The sequence below is a fragment of the Agrobacterium vitis genome (genome assembly GCF_013426735.1).
GTDB classification, from domain to species: domain Bacteria; phylum Pseudomonadota; class Alphaproteobacteria; order Rhizobiales; family Rhizobiaceae; genus Allorhizobium; species Allorhizobium vitis_D.
Map to the genome: position 1 here is coordinate 3,205,362 of NZ_AP023272.1, position 21,303 is coordinate 3,226,664.

Sequence of the window (21,303 nt, forward strand, 5' to 3'; positions counted from 1 at the left end):
GCGGGGCAATGCCGGGTCATCCAGTGGCATGGGAGATAGAGGGAATCCATTAGCTCATGTGTTCTATTGGATTTGCAACCGCGCCTCCTTTATGATAACCGGCCAAAACCGGGCAAATGCCCGGCTTCGGCTCGTCTCTTCTACGAAGGTTCGCTATCGCGCCTCCTCATATTACAAGACCACATCAGGCACATCCTCCAGCCGCGTCCAGACGGGAATACCCCGCTCATTAGCAATCCGCACATCGTTGTCGGCGCCTTTGGAAGCACCGGGCAGGCGCAATACACCATCGCAAAGCGCCAGCAACCGACCGGCGACCGGGTGGAAAATCTCCTCATAGAGCGCGTCGCCGACAGCCGTTCCACCCGCTGCGTGCCAGATCGGCAGCGCCACCCATTCCCCGATCATCGGCACATGGCCCGCCTGAAACAGCGCATAGGACGGTGCCTCCAATGCCCTCAGATTGGCCGCCATTTTCACCGGGTCGTCACCGGTGCCCGAGCGATAAGGGCCTGCAATCAAAATCAGCATTTCTCTCTCCATGAAATTGTACGAATGTCCGCAAATCTGCACCATTTTGCTTGAGAGTCGAGTCAAAATCGTCGATATATGTAGTTACGTAAAATTTCAGGTAATTTCGTGCAATGCTGACTCATCAACGCAAGGCTCTCATTCTCTCCCGTTTGCAACGCGACGGACGGGTGATCGCCAAGGATTTCGCCGCTGAACTCGACCTGTCGGAGGACACCGTTCGCCGTGACATGCGCGACATGGCAGCAGTGGGATTGCTGGCGCGCGTGCATGGCGGGGCGCTGCCGCTTTCGCCAGACCTGCCGGATTTCTCGACCCGGAAAAGCCGGGCGGGCAAGGAGAAACAGGCTTTGGCAACCCGTGCCGTAGCGCTGGTTCAGCCGGGGCAGATGATCTTTCTGGATGGCGGCACCACCAATGCCGAAATTGCCCGGCTGCTGCCGCAAAATCTCGGCCTGACGGTGATAACCCATAGCCCGACCATTGCCGTCGAACTGGAACGGCGCAGTGATATCGAGGTCATCCTGATCGGCGGGCGGCTCTACCGGCATTCGATGGTGGCGGTGGGTGCGGTGGCGGCAGAAGCGATTGCAAGGCTGCGCCCGCATCTGTTCTTCCTGGGTGCGACATCCGTCCACCCACAGCATGGCGTCACCACCGGCGATGCCGAGGAAGCGGCAATCAAGCGGCTGATTGCCTCGGTCAGTGCCGAAACCTATCTCTGCCTGACCTCGGAAAAGCTGGATACGCTATCGCCCTGCCAGATTCTGCCACTCCCAGCCCTGGCGGGATTGATCGTCGGACCCAGTGTGGAGGCGGCACGCCTTACCCCCTATCAGGTGACAGGGATCGCGCTTTTCCAGGCATGACCCGTCGTCAGGATATGAAATCGCGAGAGATCAGGAAAACAGCACGTCGGTCACCCTGACATCACCGACATGGCGACCTGTCCAATTGTGCATCGGCTTGTTGGCCATGGCCAGTAGCGCCAGCCGCTCGCAACTGTCCTTTTCGAAATAGCGGGCCAGCAGCGCTGTCACCATCGCCTCGGCAGCGCGCGTCGTGCCGTCATCCGCCTTGACCGCAATCGACAGGCCCTGCTGCGGCAGAACGGCGCAAAACACCCCTTCAGCACCGGTCTTGGCGAAGATCTGCCCCGGAGCGACCTGCATCATCTTCGTGCACGCGCGTGCTTTACCCGCCACGTAATAAGGCTCCGCCATACAGGCGTCGATCAGCCGTCTGGAGGCCTTGGCGCGCAGCGGCTCCAGCCCTTGCCCCGTTGCCATCCTGGCAAAACCATGGGCCAGCGCCTTCAACGGCACTGCATAGCTCGGGATGGAGCATCCGTCGGTGCCGCAATGGTCGCGGTCCAGCACGGCGCCCGTCAGGCTCTCCATGGTCGCCCGGATATCGCGTTGCAGGGGATGATCGTATTCCACATAGCCTTCGACCTGATAGCCAGCATGCACGCAGGCGCAGACGAAACCGGCATGTTTACCGGAGCAATTGTTATGCAGCGCCTGCGGCTTTTCCAATGTGCGGGCCTGATGGATCAGGTTTTTCTGGTCGAAAGACCAATGAGCGCCGCATTCCAACGCATCCACATCCAGCCCGGCCCTGGCCAGCATCAGCGCCGCCAGCACCACATGCTCGTCCTCGCCGGAATGGGAGGAACAGGCCAGCGCCAGTTCCTTGTCGCCGAACCCATAGGCATCCGCAGCACCGCTTTCCACCAAAGGCAGGGCCTGCATGGCCTTGCAGGCCGAGCGCGGAAACACGCCCGCCTCGATATCTCCAGCGGAAAACACCACCTGGCCATCGCCATCCACCACCACGGCCACGCCATGATGGCGGCTTTCGACGCGGTTTCCACGGGTGACTTCAACGGTAATGGGATTGGTCATGATGGCGAGGCCTTACGTGTTTGGGGACCCTGTTTGATTAACGCAGAATGCGACAGGGCGCATCCCTAAACAAGCTGGCAAGATTCTTACAGTGCTGTGCGCACCTAGTGCATCGATCCAAACGGAGGCATCAGCCGAGTTTGGAAAAATCGATGCATAAACAAAAAATGAGTGCACGAAAGCATGAACGAAGTGAATGCGTCAGTGCACTAGAAAGACATTGACCGGATCGGCAGGGCTGGCACGTCGATATGGTCGGGCGCCAGCCCTTCCCTGGCCCGCGCCGCCATCATCTCATAGGCGCGTTCCAGATGCCGGGTGAAGCGCTCGGTGTCGAACAAAGGCTCCCTGAGGCGGTTGGCTTCGAGCTTTTGTTTTAGGGCGACGATCTTTTCCGGGTGAGCGGCGAACTCTACCGCCCTTTCGACAAACTCTTCACCGTCCCGCGCCACCAGTTCGGGCAGGCCGATGGCCGTCAGCAGGCTCTCAGATACTCTCGAAGCAAAGCTTCGGCCCTTTTTCGTCAGGACCGGCAGGCCGCCCCAGAGCAGATCCGAGGTCGTGGTATGACCGTTATAGGGGAAGGTATCGAGCGCCAGATCGGCGAGGCCCACCCGGCTGAGATGATCGGGATAATCGACCCCTTCGGCAAAGACGATACGGTCGCGGCCAATGCCGAGGCGGGCGAATTCCTCGGCGAAATTCGCCTGCAATTGCGACCCGCTGCACAATATCCACAGCAGGCTATCCGGCACGGCGTTCATGATCGAGGCCCACAGCGTGATGCTTTGCGGACTGATCTTGGCGGGCGAGTTGAAGGAGGCGAAGACGAAGGCTCCTTCCGGCAGCCCGTGGTCGGCCCGCTTCAAGGCTTTGGGGCGCGGCTTGGTCAGGCTGCAATTGCCCTGATAGGTTTCCGGCAGGCGGCAGAGCTTTTCCTCAAACCACGGTTTGGCATCGTCAGGTGTGACGATGGGGTCGGTAATGTGATAATCCAGCCCCGCGCCTCGCACCGAGCCGGGATAGCCGATCCAGCTGGCCTTGACCGGCGCATCCGAAACAGCAACAGCGGCAAGGCGGTTGCCCGCCGTGTGTCCCTTCAGGTCGATGAGAATATCGATCCCGCGCCGGCTGATATCCTGGGCGATCCCGTCATTATCCATCTGGCCGACGGCGATAATTTCCGATTGCAACACCGGGTCCCAGGTCTTCTGGATGGCAGCCTGCCCAGGCGGTGTATGGCAAAAAAAGGTAATGTCGAAACGGCTGCGGTCATGGGTCAGAAAGACATCGTAAAGAAGATACATGGTGGCGTGGATGGTCAGATCCGAAGAGAGATAACCGATCTTGAGTTTGTCGCCCAAAGGGCGAACGGCGCGCCGCGGCATCGCAGCGCTCACATTGCGCTGAAGCAGATCAGTGCCGCCGCAAGGACCGTTGATCACCGCCTGATCATCGCTCCAGTAGCAGCGCGACAGAGGCTGGTCACGATAAAGGATCTCCGCCGTCAGCGGGTCTTCAGGCGTCTTCATCATCTCAAGCCATTGCCTTGCCACCGGAAAGACCAGGCTGGAGCGGCAGAACTTGAAATAATTCACCACGACAAAACTGTCCTCGGGGCTTTCCGCATAGCGCTTTTCGATGATCGGCTTCAGTTTTTCCGGTTTGCGGGTCAATTGGTAGTGGTTGATGACGATCTGCAAATGCCAGTTATTGGTCATATCGAGAAGCGGCACCAGTTCATCCAGTGGCGGATGCATGCCTGCCCCCAGCAGCATATTGGCGATCTCGCCGACAAAACCCGCATCGTCTGCATTGGCGCGCGCTGCGGCAACAGCAATGCCCTCCAGAAGATCGACGCGCCGCTCGGCCAGATAGAGCTTGGCGGCGAATTTCAGGAATTCGGCACGCTTTTCCGGCAAAGCCGCGGCCGACCGGGCAAAGGCTTGCGCCGCCTCGATCTTCTGGCCGAGCTTCAGATAGATATTGGCGGCCAGCATTTCGGCCTGTCCGGCTCGCGCCAATTGCCTGGCTGCCGCCTGCGCATGACTGAGAGCCTTTTCGAACGCGCCCTGCCGATAGGCATTGAGCGCCAAATCCATATCCTGAGCCATAATCCGTCAAGCCACCTGCATGTTCAATCCATGCGACGGCAGGAACATGCCGCAGCGTCATCTCGGATAGAGGAAAACCATTGCCCGAGGCTTGCCCGGTGGTGGCGGCGTGACACTTACCCCGGCAGGGCCGGAACATCGATCCGGGCGGGCGCAAGGCCAGCACGGGCGCGCTCCGCCATCAGCTCATAAGCCCGCTCCAAATGCCGGGTAAAGCGAAGCGTGTTAAACAGCGGCGCGGTATGGCGGCTGGCAGCAAGATGGCTTTTCAGTGCGGCGATCTCTTCCGGTTGCTGGGCAAGGCGCACCGCCAGACTGACAAAAACTTCCTCATCCTCAGCCACCAACTCGCCAAGACCGACAGCCTTTAACAGGCTTTCCGATACGCGAGCGGCAAAGCAATGCCCCCGCTTGGTCAAGACCGGCAATCCGCTCCAGAGCATGTCTGACGTCGTGGTGTGACCGTTATAGGGAAAGGTATCGAGCGCCAGATCGGCCAACGGCAGCCGGTGAACGTGGTCGCCATAATCCTGCTTGTCGGCAAACAGGATACGAGCCGGATCAATGCCCTCAGCCGCAAACGCCGCTTCAAGATTGGATCTTGCAAAGGCATCAGGGCATAGCGTCCACAGCAGGCTGTCGGGGGCTGCCCGCAAAACCCTGGCCCACAAGGCCAGCGTCTGCGGCGTGATCTTTTGGACGCCGTTGAACGATGCAAAGATGAAAGCCTGCTCCGGCAATCCGTGATCAACGCGCCGGGTCGGCTTTGGTTGTGGGCGGCTGGCGGCGCTGTTGGCCTGATAGCACTCCGGCAGGCGGCAGAATTTTTCCCGGTAGAAAGCCTCGGCACTGTCAGGCGTCACCACGGGATCGGTTATGGCATAATCCAGATCGACACCCGACACCGGGCCGGGAAAACCAAGATAGGTGGCTTTAATCGGCGCGGACGACAGGTTGACGATGCCGAGCCGGGCACCCGGCGTATGGCCTTTCAGATCGACCAGAATATCCACCTGCTGGCGGTCGATTTCGGCGGCGGCGGCCTCGTCGGAAAGATCGCGCAGGCTGACAAGCTCCTGGCGCAATTGTTGCGGCATGGCCTGCTGATCGGCGCTGTAATTCTTTGCGGTGTGGCAGAACAGCGTGATCCGGAACCGGCGGCGATCATGGGCCAGCAGGCTGTCGAGAAACAGTGTCATGGTTGCATGGGCGTGAAAATCGCTGGAGAGATAGCCGATATGCAGGGGTTGTTCGCTCTTTTCCATTATCCGGCGGCCGATTTTCCGCCGCGGCGGGCGGGCGGCAAAGCTTTGCGCCAGGGCCAGATGCTCGCGCACGGGCTTGGCCTGCACACTCTCGTCTTCGCACCAGAGCAGGCGCGACAGTGCTTGCTCAACCTGCAAAACGGCCTGGGCATAAGGCGCGTCCGGGGCGGCCATCAACGCCTGATGGCGGGCAATGGTGGTGAGATCGACTAGGTCGTGGGCGCTGGCAAAGCGCAGTCCTTCGATGGCGACATCGTCAGGCACCGTATCACGGGCCTCATCCAGCAGCGCTTTCAGCTCCGGCAATTGCCAATTGGCGCGGTAGAAACTGGCGGCAAAAAACATTGCCGGGCCACTCCCCCGGTCAAGATAAGGGATCAGTTGCGACACGGCCTGACGGGCAGCATTGTCCCAGGGGGCCAGCAGGGTCTGCGCCATGACCAGCACGAAGGCCGGATCGGCACGATTGAGAAGGCCCGCCTCCAACCCGATCCGACGCGCCTCATCCGCCTGTCCGGCCTGGAGAAACAGTGTCGCCGCCAGCTTCAAAAAGGCAGGGGCCTCGGCACGATTGGCGCTTGCCGCCTGGGCAAATGCGGTGGCGGCAGCTGGCTTGTCGCCGCGCTTCAGCAGGATATTACCGACGAGGGCCTTCGCCATCGCATGGTTGGGCGCTTTTTTAGCAATCACGGCGTGCGCCGCACCCAGCGCCGCATCGAAATCCCCGGCCTGATAAGCCTTGACCGCCTCCTCAAACGTTGCCATGGCCCGCCTCTTGCGGCGTGAAAAACGGCTCCTTGCGCGTAGGCAAGGCCGGAACATCAATATGATCGGGTTGAAGACCCGCCCGCGCCCGCTCCGCCATCATCTCATAACCACGTTCCAGATGACGGGTGAATCGCTCGGCATCAAACAGCGGCGCCGTTAAAATCTGGGTGCGCAGACGAGCCCGAAGCGCCTCCAGCCGGTCTGGATGCTCGACAAGATCAACGGCGCGGGCGATGAAATCATCCTCATCCTGCGCCACCAGTTCCGGCAGGCCGACGGCCTTCAGCAGGCTTTCGGAGACGCGGCCCGCGAATGCCTTGCCTTTCTTCGTCAGGACAGGCACTCCTGCCCACAACGCATCGGATGTGGTGGTGTGGCCGTTGTAGATAAAGGTGTCGAGCACCAGATCGGTTGCCGACATGCGGGCCAGAAACTCCGCATGTCGGCAGTTATCGAAGAAGATCAATCGCCCGGCATCAATGCCCTGCTGGGCGAAGGCGACGCGCAGATTGCCGGCAACGACCGGTCGCGCGCAGCTGACCGCAAGGACAGCCCCTGGCACATGCTCCAGCACCTTCGACCAGATACGGATCGTCTGACGGTCAATCTTCTGCGACGCATTGAAGGAGCCGAAAACGAACCGGCCAGGTGGCAGCCCCACCGCCTCGCGGTTTGCCCTCTGCTGCCAGGTCCGACCGGATATGCTGTTGGCCTGATAGGTGTCCGGCAACCTGCAGAGCTTTTCGTGATAATAGGGCTTGCTACTATCGGGCGTGACAACAGGATCGGTGATCGCATAGTCCAGATCGACCCCAACCACCGCGCCGGGAAATCCCAGATAGGTGGCTTTGATCGGCGCATCGCAACGGTCAACGACATCGAGCCTTGCCCGCGCCGTATGTCCGTGCAGATCCACCAATATATCCACCTCATTCTGGCGGATCCACTCGATAATCGCCTCGCTGGACAGATCGCGAACCCGGACGACTTCGCTGCGCATTTGCTCCGGCCAGGCCGATTGATAGACCTCAGAACCAGCGGGAGAATAGCACAGCAGGATAATTTCGAACCGCGAACGGTCATGCCGCATCAGCGCGTCCTGAAACAGCGTCATCGTTGCATGAAGGCGAAAATCACTGGAAAAATAGGCGATACGAATCCGGCCCTGCGGGCGGATCGCCCGGCGCGATAGAGGTTCTGCCGCCTGCGCACGGTGACGCATGACTTCAAGCGCTCCAAAAAACGGCTTTGCTGCCTCGCCTTCATCATCGGTGCGCACGATCCTCGCCCAGCCCAACTCGAAAGCCGCCAGACGCTCCCCAAAACCCGGCTCCCGCAATCGTGTCGCGAAATGATCCGTCACAGCGAAGTCGCAACGCTCCTGGGCGCGTAAAAACAGCGCAGAGAGCAGGAAAGCATTGTTGGGGTAGCGCGCAGCATTGGCCAGCAGAATGGCATACAATGCGTCCTTGTCCCTCGAGGTCGCAATGAAAGTAATGAGAAGATTGAGATGTGGACGCTTTTCGCAATCCAGGCCGCCGATAATCGCATGGGCCTCGCCGAGCCGCCCAAGCGTGGACAAGGCAGTCACGACCTTGAACACCGCTGTCTGATGATCGGCAAGCCGTTTTGCAACGAGATTGACAAGCCCGGCAAGCGGCTCGAACTGGCTCTCGGAAAACAACAGATCAATGGCCAGCACCAGACAATCATTCGCCTTGGCCGATGCGCTTTGTGCCACTTCCAGAAAAGCCTTGGCCGCCCCGGCCCTGTCGCCTTGCTTCAACCGGATGCCGCCGGTGAGGAAATCCAGATCGGCCATCCGGTCCGGGTCTGTTTCCTGCGTCGCATCGGCCAGCGCCAGCGCTTCGGCCAGATCGCCGCTTTGATAGGCCGAAAGTACCAGTTCCAGGGTGGCCACGCGATGCTCCAACAACAAACACCCGTGTCACCGGAATTATCGAATTCACAAGGCAACACCGGGTTCCAACGCCGGATACAGATGGCCCGACCCTCTCATCCATAAAAACAAGAGTTTGCGCGGGGCTGGAGAGACATCATGGGATGAAGAGGAACGATCAACCGAACAGCAAAAAGGGCCGCTTTCGCGACCCTTTCCTCCTGGCCTTGCGGCCATGAATTTTGCATGAGTTTGGCCTGACTGAAGACCCGGCGGCACAGCTGCCGCCGAAGGAAAATGGGATCAGATCGAGGGCTGCCCCTTTCCGACCATCACCATTCCAAAGCCCTCTACGCAGACCGAAATCTCATTAGACATTGGATCACCTTCCTTTCTCTCTGTTGACGTTGATAAGAAGGTAGGCCCGATTTTGCTAAATTTCAAGCACAACCGTCCAAAAGGTCAAAAAGCAACAAATGGTCCGATAGTCTGAGCAACCATCATGCGCGCCTCAGAACTCTTCCCAATCCTTTTCGACCGCCAGGGCGGTATTGCCGCGGCTGGAGGACACGGGTCGCCGCCCCGCAGGGGCAGAGGCCATTGCGGAATGGAAGGGTGCCGAGTGGGACGAGACTGGGCGGGATGGGGCCGACGCCTGCGTACCGGTGTGTACCTTGAAACGCGCCACCAGCGTGGAGAGATTACTCGCCTCGTCGGCCAGTTTATTGGTGGCGGCGGTCGATTCCTCGACCATGGCCGCATTCTGCTGTGTCGTCTGGTCCATCTGGTTGATGGCAGTATTGATCTCGCTCAGACCGGTCGATTGCTCCCTGGCGGCCTGTGCGATGGAATGGACATGTTCATTGATCTTCACGACATGGCTACCGATGGTACCCAGCACGTCGCCCGTCTCCGTCACCAGGGCCACGCCGCCGGCCACCTCGTTGCGAGAGCGGGTGATGAGGGTCTTGATGTCCTTGGCGGCGCCCGCCGAGCGTTGTGCCAGTTCGCGCACTTCCTGGGCAACGACAGCAAAGCCCTTGCCAGCCTCGCCCGCACGAGCCGCTTCCACGCCGGCATTCAGCGCCAGAAGATTGGTCTGGAAAGCGATTTCGTCGATGACATTGATGATGTTGCCGATCTCGTTGGAGGCCTGCTCGATGCGCTCCATGGCGGCAACCGTATTTCTGACCACGTCGCGGGACTGTTCGGTGCTTTGACGCGCCTGGGCAACCATGTCGGCGGCCTCACTTGAACGATCGGTGGAACTCTTGACAGCGGACGTTATCTCCTCGAGTGCTGCTGCGGTTTCCTCCAAAGAGGCCGCCTGCTGCTCCGAACGCTTGGACAGATCGGAGGAGGCATGGCGCAGTTCGCCCGCGCCGCTCTTGATCATGTCGATAGCGGAGCGGACTTCCGTCATCACCACCCGCAAGCTCTCCATGGTCGCGTTCATGTTTGTCTGCAAATTGAGGAACACGCCCTTGAACTCGCCGCGCATGGCTTCGGTCAGATCGCCTTCGGCCAGAGCCGCGACCACGCGATTGGTTTCAGCTACACCCAGATCGACAGAGGTCACCAACTGGTTGACGCTGGCAGCAAAGCGATTCAGGTCTTCGTTGTCATAGCGCTTTTGAATGCGAGCGGAAAAATCGCCCGCAACCGCCGATGACACGACGTGGGAAATATTGCTCTGCAAATCCGCATTCTGAGCCTGAAGCGCGACTTCCTGCGCATTGAGATCACGAACCTTTTCCGCATTCTGCTTGAAAACCAGCACGGCGCGGGCCATGTCGCCGATTTCATCCTTGTTACTTGCGTAGGGAATGGTTTTGGACAAATCGCCCTTGGCCAGGTCTGCCATGCAATCGGTGATCCGCTGGATGGGCGTCGCAATCGCCCGGCGTCCGAAGAGCGCCGAGCCGATCATCAGCATCACCAGCAAAACCGAGAGACAAAGGGTGATCGCCGAGGCGGTATTTTGCAGATGAAGGCGCTCTTCGTTGGTCTCCTCGACCTTCTGCTTGACAGCAATCACCGTCTCATCAACAAGGGCGGCCAGTTCGTCGTTCATTTTTTTCAGAGGCGGCAGGCTGGCGGAGACATCTGCCGAAGAACGACCAATGACAGTTGCCAATTGGGTGATGGCCGCGCTGTAATTGGTCAGCAGTTCGCCAATGCGGCGTGCACGCTCCTGATTGGCAGGCAATTGCATGTCGGCCCTGGCGATGTTTAGATATTTCTCGGCGGAACTGCGCCGTTGCTGGAAATACTCGACTGCGGCTTGTTGTTGCTGCTGGGACGTTGCCAGGCGCAGTTCGCCTACGCCGATATCCATGCCGCGCAAAGACGCTTTCATATCGATAATATTGCGGGCGATCCCGGACTGGACCTGGCCCTGGGTGACAGCCCTGTCGACCGCTTGCGACAAAAGCCATCCGGCGACCGAGATGATGAGGACAAGGACAATGCCTGCACCCGACATGACCGAGAGTTTGCTTCCTATACGTGTAATTCCAAACGCCATGAAGATTCACCCTGACAAATAAAAGAGTTGTCATGCTTTCTTCAAGGCGGACTGGGCAAATCATTTGCTGAAATAGAAAACCGCGAAAGCAAGTCGAGATTATTATGCATTGATACTTTTAATAAGCACTTAAAAAACAATCATATGCGGCGCTATTGCGAATTTTTTGTGACAGCCTCATCAGAATGACTCGTTCCCAAATCACAATCTAAAGAGGCAATTTTAACCACCTGCTCGGACGCGAGCGGAAACATCTTTCAAAGCGTCAGCACAATCTTGCCGATATGCGTGCTGTCTTCCATCAGCCGGTGCGCATCCGCCACCTTGTCGAACGGCAGAACCGTATGAATGACCGGTGCGACGGTGCCTTGTTCCAGAAGCGGCCAGGCGCTCGCCAAAAGGTCGTCGCGGATGGCGCGTTTTTCTTCCGCGGTGCGCGGGCGCATCGTTGATCCTGTCACCGTCAGGCGCTTGACCATGATCGGGCCGAGATTGACCTTTTCGGCCACGGCACCGCCCAGAAAAGCAATGATCGACAGGCAGCCGTCCTTGGCCAGTGATGCAATATTCTTTTCAAAATAGGACGCGCCGATCATGTCGAGGATGATATCGACACCCTTACCATCCGTCTCGGCCTTCACCACCTCGGCGAAATCCTCACTCCGATAATTGATGGCCCGGCGGGCGCCGAGCTTCAGGCAGGCCTCGGCCTTTTCAGCCGAGCCCACCGTGGTCAGCACATCGGCACCGAAAGCGCGGGCAAGCTGGATGGCCGTGGTACCGATACCTGATGAACCACCGTGGATCAGCACGGTTTCGCCCTCGGTCAATCCCGCCATCTGGAACAGGTTGGCCCAGACGGTGAAGAAAGTTTCCGGCACCGCCGCCGCTTTCACCGCATCGAATCCTCTAGGCCAGGGCAGGCTCTGGCCTTCCGGCAGGATGCAGAACTCGGCATAACCGCCGCCATTGGCCAATCCGCAGACCTTGTCGCCAATGGCAAAGTCGCTCACCCCTTCGCCCACCGCCACCACGGTGCCAGCCACTTCCAGGCCGAGAACAGGGCTTGCATCCTTCGGCGGCGGATAAGTGCCCTGGCGTTGGGCCACATCCGGCCGATTGACGCCTGCCGCTTCGACCTTGACAAGGATTTCGCCCGATTTCGGGGCTGGCAGCGGACCGGTTGCGATGCTCATCACGTCAGGTCCGCCGGGGGATGCGACATTGACATAGCGCATGTGAGTGGGAAGCGTCATAAGACCGGATCTCCGCGTTATCTTCGTTGATAACGGAGATAGGCTTCCATCCAGCGTTTGAAAAGGAGGCCCATTGACGCGGTGCTCATCACAGGAAAGGCTCAGACCGCCGGGCGAAGCTCACCCACATGCAGGCCGGCTTCGCTGTCCTTGGCGCTTTTCTTGACACTGGCGATTTCCGACGACAGGCGGCTGACATCATCGACAACCAGCCCCTGCGGCAATTCCAGAACGCCGATGGAGCAGCGCATCAGCGGAAAATCGCGGTCGATACCGTGGCGGTCGGTACCACGAATACGGCCTTGCGCCCGGTCTTCCGGTGAATAGAGAGCGGCGACATCGCCGTGGAAATCCGAGAGCAACCGGTCGAGGATCTCAACGACTTCCTCGCCGGTCCAGCCGATCAGGCCAATGAAGAAATCGTCGCCGCCGACATGGCCGAGAAACACGCCATCGGCGAAGAAATAACGGCGCATCAGTGCGGCAAACAGCGAAATGGCGTGATCGCCCAGATGAAAGCCGTAGTGATCGTTGAAAGGTTTGAAACTGTCGAAATCACAGTAGCAGAAATGGCGAAGGTCATCGCTGTCGCGACCGCTGTCCTGCATGAAATCGCGAATGGCGCGATTGCCCGGCAGGCCGGTCAACGGGTTCTGTTCCTGAGCGGTCTTCAACTGCTTTTCATTGATGATGCGCACCAGCGAGGCCGCCGAAATCACGCCCGCATAGCGTAGATTTTCGGTCAAGAGCACACAATCGCTGCCCTCGGTATTGGAGAAGATCGCCATCAGCCGGTCGGCATCGGCATCGAGCCCGACGACCGGAGCGTGATCAACGAATTGCGAGATCGTCCGCTCATAAACCTTGTTCTTGAGAAGATCGCGCCCGAAGGGCTGATAGATATATTCCTTCAAATGCACTTCGTGGATGATGCCGCGCGGCTCGCCATTCGCATTCAGAACCGGAAAGAACGACTGGCGCGGATTGCGGCGAAACAGGTCGAACACGCTATCGACACTGTCGTTTTCATAGACCGTGGGCAGGCGCTCGATCTGCTTGCGGATCAGGATTTCATCCAGCGACTGGCTGGAGCGCCGTGACTGACCGATATCCTTCAGATGCCGATAGTGGGATTTCAGCTCGGCCAGATGGGTGGTGGGCCTGGCAATATACCAGCCCTGGACGAGATCCACCCCAAGCTCGCGACAGGCGATGAATTCGCCTTCCGTCTCGATCCCCTCGGCAATGACCCGCACACCAAGCACATGGGCGGTCTGGACAATATTCTTCACCAGATGGCGTTTGCGTGAATGACCGTCCAGGCCGGAGATGAAATGACGGTCAATCTTCAGATAGTCGATCGGGAAATCGCAGAGCAGCTTCATCTCGGCATGGCCGACGCCGAAATCGTCAATGGCAATCTTGAAGCCGGCGCTGCGCAGTCGCACCATCAGACCGGCAAATTCCGGCACTTCGGTATTATTGAACCGCTCCGATAGTTCAAAACACACCGACGACGGCGCAATCCCGGCGGCGCGCAGATGCGCCAAAAGCCCGTCGATGATCGTCTCGCCTTGGGCAATCAGCCGCACATCGAGATTGAGAAACAGCGTATAGGCGGCATGATCGGGCAGGCTGGCAAATTTGGCCAGCGCCCTGCTTGCCACCATCTGCTCCAGCGCCAGCAATTGCCCCGTCTCATGGGCCTGATCGAGAATATCCAGCGGGGTCTCGAAACCGATCCGTTCCTGACCGCGCATCAGCGTTTCATAGCCGAAGACCGCCCCGGTCTGAACCTCGACAATCGGCTGCATGGCATTTTCCATTACGACCTTGGCCAGCGTCAGCAATTGATCGCTGGCATAGCGGCGTAATACTCCGCGTTCCGTCGCAATCGCCACCATTGAAATATCCCTGCGCCCAAATTGCTTAAGTTTACGGCACGGTGACGGCAAAGCCTGAAGGAAATCTTTACCGGGGATGAAAGTTTTGTGACAGACCTCCAGCTGGCCCATCACGGGCGATGACTTGCATCCCGCTGGCTGATTTTTATTGATTGATCAGTCAATCAAGAATAGATTGATGATCATCAGAAAGGATAGGCCATGCCAAAATTGGGAATGGAGCCGGTCAGACGAAAAGCCCTTGTCGATGCTGCCTTGAAAGCCATCGGCACGCATGGTTCGCTAACCGTCACCATGTCTGAAATTGCCCGCACTGCCGGGGTTTCTCCCGCTTTGGCCCATCACTATTTCGGCTCCAAGCAGCAATTGCTGATCGAAACGATCCGCTCGCTGTTGAGACAATTGCAGGCCGATGCCGCCAGCGCGCTGACCGCGGCAACCACCCCGCGTCAGCGGATTTCCGCCGTGATCCGTATCAGCTTCCAGGCCGACCAGTTTACACCCGATACCGTGGCGGCCTGGCTTGCCTTCTACTCCGAAGCGCAACGCTCGGAAGCGACCCGCCACCTGCTGGTGATCTACGCCCGGCGGCTGCGCTCCAATCTGGTCGATGCCCTGTTGCCTCTGGCCAGCCGGTCTGACGCCGAGCGTATTGCCGAAGGCACAGCGGCGATGATTGACGGGCTTTACATTCGCCAAAGCCTGCGGGCAGCGCCGCTGTCCATTGATGCCTCTGTCACGCTGGTAGAGGATTATGTGAGCAGCCAATTGCAAGCCATTGACCGGGGGACCCGCCGCCTATGAGCAAGCCCAACATTCTCATCATCATGGTTGATCAGCTCAACGGCACGCTGTTTCCCGATGGCCCGGCCGATTGGCTGCATGCACCGCATTTGAAAGCGCTGGCGGCCCGCTCTGTCCGGTTTCAAAACAATTACACCTCCTCGCCGCTCTGCGCCCCGGCCCGCGCCTCCTTCATGGCCGGACAATTGCCCAGCCGCACGCAGGTTTATGACAATGCGGCGGAATATGTATCGTCCATTCCCACTTACGCCCATCATCTGCGCCGCGCCGGCTATTACACAGCGCTTTCGGGCAAGATGCATTTTGTCGGGCCGGACCAATTGCACGGCTTTGAAGAGCGGCTGACCACCGACATTTACCCCGCCGATTTCGGCTGGACGCCCGATTATCGCAAACCCGGAGAGCGGATTGACTGGTGGTATCACAACCTCGGCTCAGTGACCGGCGCTGGCGTGGCCGAAATTACCAACCAGATGGAATATGATGATGAAGTGGCATTTCTGGCCAATCAGAAACTCTATCATCTGAGCCGTGAGAATGATGATGCAGATCGCCGCCCGTGGTGCCTCACCGTCTCCTTCACCCACCCGCATGACCCTTACGTCGCCCGCAAACAATACTGGGATCTTTATGAGGATTGCGCCCATCTTCTGCCAGACGTCGGTGCGCTTGATGATCAGGACCCGCATTCCAAGCGGCTGATCCATGCCTGCGATTATGACAATTTCAACGTGACCGAGGAAGACATCCGCCGCTCGCGCCGCGCCTATTTTGCCAATATTTCCTATATTGATGACAAGGTGGGCGAGTTGATCGACACGCTGACCCGCACAAGGATGCTGGACAATACCAATATCCTGTTCTGCTCCGACCACGGCGATATGCTGGGCGAGCGGGGCCTGTGGTTCAAGATGAATTTCTTTGAAGGTTCGGCCCGTGTGCCTTTGATGGTGGCGGGTCCCGGCATTGCCCCCGGCCTGCATCAGGCTCCAACGTCCAATCTGGATGTGACGCCGACGCTGTGTGATCTGGCCGGAATTTCGATGGATGAGATCATGCCTTGGACCGATGGCATGAGCCTCAAGGGCATGATCAGTGGCGAGGCACGCGCAGCACCCGTGCTGATGGAATATGCCGCCGAAGGCTCCTATGCGCCCATGGTCTGCATCCGTGAAGGCCAATGGAAATATGTGCATTGTGCGCTCGATCCCGACCAATTGTTTGACCTTGTGAGCGATCCGCAAGAGCTAACCAATCTGGCGGATGATCCGGCTTATGCCGATGTTCTGGCCGATTTCACCGCCAAGCGCGAGGCCCGCTGGGACATGACCCGCTTTGATGCGGCGGTGCGCGAAAGCCAAGCCCGCCGATGGGTGGTCTATGAGGCGCTTCGCAACGGCTCCTATTACCCATGGGATCACCAGCCGCTGCAAAAGGCATCGGAGCGTTACATGCGCAACCATATGGATTTGAACGTGCTGGAAGAAAGCAAACGCTATCCGAGGGGAGAGTGACAATGCTGACGATCTGGGGTCGAAAATCCTCCTCGAATGTGCAGGCGCTGATGTGGTGCGTTGGTGAGCTTGGTCTCGATTATGTGCGCCATGATGTTGGCCATCGCTATGGCGGCAATGACACGCCGGAATTTCTGGCCATGAACCCGAATGGCACCGTGCCAGTTCTGCAAGATGGCGATAGTGAGCCTCTGTTTGAGACAGCGGCTATCCTTCGCTACCTCGCCAGCCGTTATGCATCGTCTCCGTTCTGGCCAGATGATCTGGCGGGTCGCACCCGTGTGGATATGTGGGCTGAATGGTCCAAAGTGAATATTGCGCAAGAGTTTACCTCTCCCATATTCTGGCGCGTGGTGCGCACCGCGCCAAAAGATCGCGATCCCGCCGCCATTGCAAAAGCCATGGGTGTGCTGGGCGCAAAGCTGGATATTGCCGAACAACGACTGGCAAAGCACGCCTATCTGGTGGGTGATGCGCTGACCTTGGCCGATATTCAATTCGGCCATGTGCTGTTTCGCTATTTCGATATCGACATCACGCGCCCAGAGCGCCCCGCCCTTCACCGCTATTATCAAAACCTGACCACGCGCCCCGCATTTCGCGAGCATGTGATGGTGTCTTACGAAGAATTGCGAGTTTTATGATGAAAGCCCAACCCAAAGCCTCTCACTTCATTGATGGCGAATACGTTGAAGACGCAAGCGGCACCGTGATTGACAGCATCTACCCCGCCACGGGTGAGGTAATTGCGCGCCTCCATGCGGCCACGCCTGCGATTGTGGAGCGGGCCATTGCGTCTGCCAAGCGGGCGCAGAAGGAGTGGGCTGCTCTCAGCCCTACTGCCCGTGGCCGCGTGTTGAAAAAGGCCGCCGAGATTATGCGCGAGCGCAACCGCGAACTGTCGGAGCTGGAAACGCTGGACACCGGCAAGCCGATTCAAGAAACCATCGTGGCAGACCCGACATCAGGCGCGGATAGTTTTGAGTTTTTTGGGGGTATCGCGGCTGCTGGACTCAACGGCAGCCATATTCCGCTGGGCAATGATTTTGCCTATACCAAACGGGTTCCCCTTGGCGTCTGTGTGGGCATTGGCGCGTGGAACTATCCGCAGCAGATCGCCTGTTGGAAATCGGCCCCGGCCTTAGCGGCTGGCAATGCCATGGTGTTTAAGCCATCAGAAATGACGCCGTTGGGGGCGTTGAAGATTGCCGAGATTTTGATGCAGGCGGGTGCGCCCAAGGGCGTGTTCAACGTCATTCAGGGCGATCGGGAGACAGGGCCATTACTGGTCAATCATCCTGATGTGGCCAAGGTGTCTTTGACAGGATCGGTGCCAACGGGGCGGAAAGTTGCGGCAGCTGCGGCTGGCCATTTGAAGCATGTCACCATGGAACTGGGCGGCAAATCGCCTTTGATCGTGTTTGATGATGCTGATGTGGACAGCGCCATTTCAGGGGCAATGCTGGCGAATTTTTACTCCACCGGACAGGTTTGCTCCAACGGCACGCGGGTGTTTGTTCACACAGCCATCAAGCAGGTCTTCCTTGAGCGTTTGAAAGCCCGCACGGAAGCCATTGTGATTGGCGATCCGCAAGACGAGGCCACCCAGATGGGGCCTTTGGTGTCGATGGCGCAGCGGGAAAAGGTGCTGTCCTATATCGACAAAGGCAAGGCCGAGGGCGCGACGCTGATCACCGGTGGGGGCATTCCCAACAGTGCATCTGGCACTGGTGCGTTTATTCAGCCCACGGTGTTTGCCGATGTGACTGATAGCATGACCATCGCCCGCGAAGAGATTTTTGGTCCCGTGATGTGCGTGCTGGATTTTGACGACGAGGCTGACGTGATTGCTCGCGCCAATGCCTCGGAATTTGGCCTCGCAGGCGGCGTGTTCACCGCAGACATCACCCGCGCCCACCGCGTGGTGGATCAGTTGGAGGCCGGAACCTTGTGGATCAACACCTATAACCTCTGCCCGGTGGAAATGCCGTTTGGTGGCTCCAAACAGTCAGGCTTTGGCCGCGAAAACTCGCTGGCGGCGCTGGAGCATTATTCGGAGGTGAAGACGGTTTATGTCGGCATGGGCAAGTGTGAAGCGCCGTATTGAACTGAATTTAGTCTTTGTTCCGCGTCGATCGCCATGACTGCCGTACGCGCTGATGATTAAAGAACTCTAACAAGGGCCTGTCCGAACTTTTCCTTTTCTGAGGATGCAATGCAAAATGCTCAGCGATCGCAAGTTTGTTCATTTCATCGACGGAGTCATCATCAAGGAGAGAAACGATGGCAACCTTGGCAGCGTGACGGCCACGTCGATTGGAGCGAGCTTTGAAAAGAGGAATGGCTTTGCGCTTGGACTTGTTGTTTTCGCCGTAGCAATCACGGCAATCGCGCTCAAGCGAATGCTTTTTGTCATCCGGTGGAGACCGGGTCTCCCGTGTTTGCTGATCGCCCATCACCACACCCTTTTAGACAGATTTTATAGCGTCATTCAGCCAAGGCTTCAATAACCGGCACTCCGGTCTTTTGCAGGATTAAAAATGGAAAACCAGGCAGATTTCATCATCATCGGTTCCGGCTCGGCAGGCGCGGCCATGGCTTACCGCCTGTCGGAGGATGGCAAGCATACGGTGATCGTGCTGGAATTTGGCGGATCAGACATCGGCCCCTTTGTACAAATGCCAGCCGCCCTCGCCTTTCCGATGAATATGGACCGCTACAATTGGGGCTATGTCACCGAGCCGGAACCACACCTCAACAATCGCCGCATGATTGCGCCGCGTGGCAAGGTGGTGGGCGGGTCGTCCTCCATCAATGGCATGGTCTATGTGCGCGGCCATGCGGAGGATTTTAACCGCTGGGACGAGCTCGGAGCGACTGGTTGGTCCTATGCCGATGTGCTGCCCTATTTTAAGCGCATGGAACATTCTCATGGCGGAGAACACGGCTGGCGCGGCACCGATGGTCCCCTGCATGTACGCCGGGGCGAGGTGAAAAACCCGCTGTATCAGGCTTTTATTGATGCAGGTCAGCAGGCAGGCTTTCCCGTCACTGAAGATTACAATGGCCGCCAACAGGAAGGCTTTGGCCTGATGGAGCAAACCAGTTGGCAAGGCCGTCGCTGGTCCACCGCCAATGCCTATCTGAAGCCGGCGCTGAAGCGCGACAATTGCCTGATGATCCGCTGTTTTGCCCGCAAGATCGTGCTGGAAGGCCGCCGCGCCGTGGGTGTGGAGGTCGAAATCGGCGGCAAGATTGAGGTGATCAGTGCCAACCGCGAGGTGATTGTTGCCGCCTCCGCCTTTAACTCGCCCAAACTGCTGCTGCTGTCTGGCATTGGCCCGGCGGCACATTTGCGCGAGATGGGCATTGATGTGGTGGCGGATCGGCCCGGTGTTGGCCAGAACCTGCAAGATCATCTGGAATATTACCACCAGTTCAAATCAAAACTGCCCATCACCCTGCATTCCAAAAACAACTGGTTCTGGAAAGGCGTGGTCGGCGCGCAATGGCTGTTTTTCAAGAAAGGCCTTGGCACCTCCAACCAGTTCGAGGCCGCCGCCTTTATCCGCTCAAGCGCGGGCGTAAAATGGCCCGACCTGCAATACCACTTCCTGCCGATTGCCGTGTCGTATGATGGCAAATCGTCAGTGGAGGGCCATGGCTTTCAGGCCCATGTCGGCTATAACATGTCGAAATCGCGTGGCTCTGTTACCTTGCGTTCACCGGATGTCAAAGACGCTCCCGTATTGCGTTTCAACTATATGAGTGATCCGGAAGACTGGATCAAATTCCGCCACGCCGTGCGGATCACCCGCGAGATTTTTGCGCAAAAAGCCTTTGATCCCTATCGGGAATCCGAAATCGCGCCGGGATCGAAAGTCCAAACCAATGACGAGATCGACGCCTTCCTGCGCGAACATCTGGAAGGCGCCTATCACCCCTGCGGCACAGCCAAAATGGGCAGTAAAGATGATCCAATGGCCGTGGTTGATCCCACTTGCAAGGTGATTGGCGTCGAAGGCCTGCGGGTGGCGGATTCATCGATTTTCCCGCATGTCACCTATGGCAATCTCAACGGCCCCTCGATCATGACCGGCGAAAAAGCGTCCGATCATATTCTTGGTCGTGATCCATTACCCCGTAGCAACCAGGAACCATGGATTAATCCGAATTGGTTGGTGAGTGATCGGTAAGACGTCACAGCCGATAGGGAATGCGGATGCCGGGATGGTTGCCCGGCAAATCCTTGGTATCGCGGGTTACCAGAACCATGTCATGGGCCAGAGCACTTGCCCAGACAATCGCGTCAGGCAGTTTCAGCCGATGCCCACGCCTCAAAGCAACGGCACGCTCGGCCACGGTCTGATCGATGGCAATGCAGCGAAAACTGCGCAGAAAGGCCGCGGTCGCTTGCCCGTTCTCATCGGATGCGCCAACCATGACCTCCATCCAGGTCACCATGCTGATCGCCTTTTCCTCGTAAAGCGAAAGCTCCTGCCTGGCTGGTTCCTTGCCGTTCAGAAAATCGATCAGGATATTGGTATCGAACAGCGCTTTTACCATTCGTCGCGCAGGGCCTGCTGATAGGCAAGGCCATCCGGCTGGTTTTTCCAGAGACCAAAGCCGTGATCCAAATCAGGCTTCTGCCGTTCTTCAAGCAAAGATGCCACGGCTTGGCGGATCAGCGCTGCACGGGAAATTTTTTCCTGGCGGGCAATCCGATCCAGTTCCACAACGGCATCGTCATCAAGGTCGATCAATGTTCTCATAGCGCACCTATCATATATCGCTATATGATATACATCGCCCC

Annotated in this window: 17 protein-coding genes; 6 read left to right on the forward strand and 11 right to left on the reverse strand. The window is 58.2% G+C overall.

Annotation, left to right across the window (positions count from 1 at the left end; translation table 11 throughout):
• Window positions 1–171: 171 nt before the first annotated feature.
• A complete protein-coding gene (locus H1Y61_RS15005) occupies window positions 172–531 on the reverse strand; it encodes a DUF4406 domain-containing protein (protein WP_070167719.1) in 360 nt (119 codons plus the stop codon).
• Between the two features lie 113 nt (window positions 532–644).
• Here H1Y61_RS15005 and H1Y61_RS15010 point away from each other — a divergent pair, with 113 nt between their 5' ends.
• Complete coding sequence (locus tag H1Y61_RS15010) at window positions 645–1,400, forward strand: DeoR/GlpR family DNA-binding transcription regulator (protein WP_180573063.1); 756 nt, start codon at window positions 645–647, stop codon at window positions 1,398–1,400.
• Window positions 1,401–1,430: 30 nt separating this feature from the next.
• On the opposite strand, the gene H1Y61_RS15015 is transcribed toward H1Y61_RS15010, so the two are convergent.
• The 7 genes from H1Y61_RS15015 to H1Y61_RS15045 form a co-directional block, all read right to left on the reverse strand.
• Window positions 1,431–2,438 carry an asparaginase gene (locus tag H1Y61_RS15015; RefSeq protein ID WP_180573064.1) on the reverse strand — a complete coding sequence of 336 codons (1,008 nt, stop codon included), beginning with the start codon at window positions 2,436–2,438 and terminating at the stop codon, window positions 1,431–1,433.
• A gap of 209 nt (window positions 2,439–2,647) precedes the next feature.
• Entirely contained in the window at window positions 2,648–4,552 is a 1,905-nt protein-coding gene (locus tag H1Y61_RS15020) for an O-linked N-acetylglucosamine transferase, SPINDLY family protein (RefSeq protein ID WP_180573065.1), read from the reverse strand.
• A gap of 116 nt (window positions 4,553–4,668) precedes the next feature.
• Window positions 4,669–6,582 carry an O-linked N-acetylglucosamine transferase, SPINDLY family protein gene (locus H1Y61_RS15025; protein ID WP_180573066.1) on the reverse strand — a complete coding sequence of 638 codons (1,914 nt, stop codon included), beginning with the start codon at window positions 6,580–6,582 and terminating at the stop codon, window positions 4,669–4,671.
• A complete protein-coding gene (locus tag H1Y61_RS15030) occupies window positions 6,569–8,506 on the reverse strand; it encodes an O-linked N-acetylglucosamine transferase, SPINDLY family protein (protein ID WP_180573067.1) in 1,938 nt (645 codons plus the stop codon). Before H1Y61_RS15030 ends, H1Y61_RS15025 begins: the two co-directional genes overlap by 14 nt.
• 490 nt (window positions 8,507–8,996) lie before the next feature.
• Window positions 8,997–11,012, reverse strand: a complete 2,016-nt coding sequence (locus H1Y61_RS15035; protein WP_180573068.1) for a methyl-accepting chemotaxis protein — start codon at window positions 11,010–11,012, stop codon at window positions 8,997–8,999.
• A 257-nt stretch (window positions 11,013–11,269) separates the two neighbouring features.
• Window positions 11,270–12,268 (reverse strand): NAD(P)H-quinone oxidoreductase, encoded by a 999-nt coding sequence (locus H1Y61_RS15040; RefSeq protein ID WP_180573069.1) that lies wholly within the window; start codon window positions 12,266–12,268, stop codon window positions 11,270–11,272.
• 101 nt (window positions 12,269–12,369) lie between these two features.
• The gene (locus tag H1Y61_RS15045; RefSeq protein ID WP_174110208.1) at window positions 12,370–14,172 is read right to left on the reverse strand and encodes a GGDEF domain-containing protein; all 1,803 of its coding nucleotides are present in this window, start codon (window positions 14,170–14,172) and stop codon (window positions 12,370–12,372) included.
• Window positions 14,173–14,373: 201 nt separating this feature from the next.
• Here H1Y61_RS15045 and betI point away from each other — a divergent pair, with 201 nt between their 5' ends.
• Genes betI through betB form a run of 4 tightly spaced genes read left to right on the forward strand, consistent with a single transcriptional unit; the run spans window position 14,374 to window position 18,597 of the window.
• Window positions 14,374–14,976, forward strand: a complete 603-nt coding sequence (gene betI, locus H1Y61_RS15050; RefSeq protein ID WP_180573070.1) for a transcriptional regulator BetI — start codon at window positions 14,374–14,376, stop codon at window positions 14,974–14,976.
• Complete coding sequence (gene betC, locus H1Y61_RS15055) at window positions 14,973–16,490, forward strand: choline-sulfatase (protein WP_180573071.1); 1,518 nt, start codon at window positions 14,973–14,975, stop codon at window positions 16,488–16,490. Before betI ends, betC begins: the two co-directional genes overlap by 4 nt.
• A gap of 2 nt (window positions 16,491–16,492) precedes the next feature.
• A complete protein-coding gene (locus H1Y61_RS15060) occupies window positions 16,493–17,134 on the forward strand; it encodes a glutathione S-transferase family protein (protein ID WP_180573072.1) in 642 nt (213 codons plus the stop codon).
• The gene (gene betB / locus H1Y61_RS15065; protein WP_180574520.1) at window positions 17,134–18,597 is read left to right on the forward strand and encodes a betaine-aldehyde dehydrogenase; all 1,464 of its coding nucleotides are present in this window, start codon (window positions 17,134–17,136) and stop codon (window positions 18,595–18,597) included. Before H1Y61_RS15060 ends, betB begins: the two co-directional genes overlap by 1 nt.
• Before the next feature lie 7 nt (window positions 18,598–18,604).
• Here betB and H1Y61_RS15070 read toward each other — a convergent pair whose 3' ends face one another.
• Window positions 18,605–18,946: a hypothetical protein gene (locus H1Y61_RS15070; protein ID WP_015915240.1), complete on the reverse strand. Its 342-nt coding sequence runs from the start codon at window positions 18,944–18,946 to the stop codon at window positions 18,605–18,607.
• A gap of 84 nt (window positions 18,947–19,030) precedes the next feature.
• On the opposite strand from H1Y61_RS15070, the gene betA reads away from it, so the two are divergent.
• Window positions 19,031–20,686 (forward strand): choline dehydrogenase, encoded by a 1,656-nt coding sequence (gene betA, locus H1Y61_RS15075; RefSeq protein ID WP_180573073.1) that lies wholly within the window; start codon window positions 19,031–19,033, stop codon window positions 20,684–20,686.
• 4 nt (window positions 20,687–20,690) lie between these two features.
• Here the strand turns inward: betA and H1Y61_RS15080 are convergent, their stop codons facing one another.
• On the reverse strand, window positions 20,691–21,056 hold the full coding sequence (locus tag H1Y61_RS15080; RefSeq protein WP_180573074.1) for a type II toxin-antitoxin system VapC family toxin: 366 nt from the start codon (window positions 21,054–21,056) through the stop codon (window positions 20,691–20,693).
• Entirely contained in the window at window positions 21,050–21,262 is a 213-nt protein-coding gene (locus H1Y61_RS15085; RefSeq protein WP_174110201.1) for a ribbon-helix-helix domain-containing protein, read from the reverse strand. The genes H1Y61_RS15080 and H1Y61_RS15085 overlap by 7 nt, the downstream gene beginning before the upstream one ends.
• Window positions 21,263–21,303 lie beyond the last annotated feature (41 nt).

Coding starts and splice junctions, on each gene's coding strand:
- H1Y61_RS15005 (WP_070167719.1), bottom strand. CDS start 531: ATGCTGATTTTGATTGCAGGCCCTTATCGCTCGGGCACCGGTGACGAC.
- H1Y61_RS15010 (WP_180573063.1), top strand. CDS start 645: ATGCTGACTCATCAACGCAAGGCTCTCATTCTCTCCCGTTTGCAACGC.
- H1Y61_RS15015 (WP_180573064.1), bottom strand. CDS start 2,438: ATGACCAATCCCATTACCGTTGAAGTCACCCGTGGAAACCGCGTCGAA.
- H1Y61_RS15020 (WP_180573065.1), bottom strand. CDS start 4,552: ATGGCTCAGGATATGGATTTGGCGCTCAATGCCTATCGGCAGGGCGCG.
- H1Y61_RS15025 (WP_180573066.1), bottom strand. CDS start 6,582: ATGGCAACGTTTGAGGAGGCGGTCAAGGCTTATCAGGCCGGGGATTTC.
- H1Y61_RS15035 (WP_180573068.1), bottom strand. CDS start 11,012: ATGGCGTTTGGAATTACACGTATAGGAAGCAAACTCTCGGTCATGTCG.
- H1Y61_RS15040 (WP_180573069.1), bottom strand. CDS start 12,268: ATGACGCTTCCCACTCACATGCGCTATGTCAATGTCGCATCCCCCGGC.
- H1Y61_RS15045 (WP_174110208.1), bottom strand. CDS start 14,172: ATGGTGGCGATTGCGACGGAACGCGGAGTATTACGCCGCTATGCCAGC.
- betI (WP_180573070.1), top strand. CDS start 14,374: ATGCCAAAATTGGGAATGGAGCCGGTCAGACGAAAAGCCCTTGTCGAT.
- betC (WP_180573071.1), top strand. CDS start 14,973: ATGAGCAAGCCCAACATTCTCATCATCATGGTTGATCAGCTCAACGGC.
- H1Y61_RS15060 (WP_180573072.1), top strand. CDS start 16,493: ATGCTGACGATCTGGGGTCGAAAATCCTCCTCGAATGTGCAGGCGCTG.
- betB (WP_180574520.1), top strand. CDS start 17,134: ATGAAAGCCCAACCCAAAGCCTCTCACTTCATTGATGGCGAATACGTT.
- H1Y61_RS15070 (WP_015915240.1), bottom strand. CDS start 18,946: ATGGGCGATCAGCAAACACGGGAGACCCGGTCTCCACCGGATGACAAA.
- betA (WP_180573073.1), top strand. CDS start 19,031: ATGGAAAACCAGGCAGATTTCATCATCATCGGTTCCGGCTCGGCAGGC.
- H1Y61_RS15080 (WP_180573074.1), bottom strand. CDS start 21,056: ATGGTAAAAGCGCTGTTCGATACCAATATCCTGATCGATTTTCTGAAC.
- H1Y61_RS15085 (WP_174110201.1), bottom strand. CDS start 21,262: ATGAGAACATTGATCGACCTTGATGACGATGCCGTTGTGGAACTGGAT.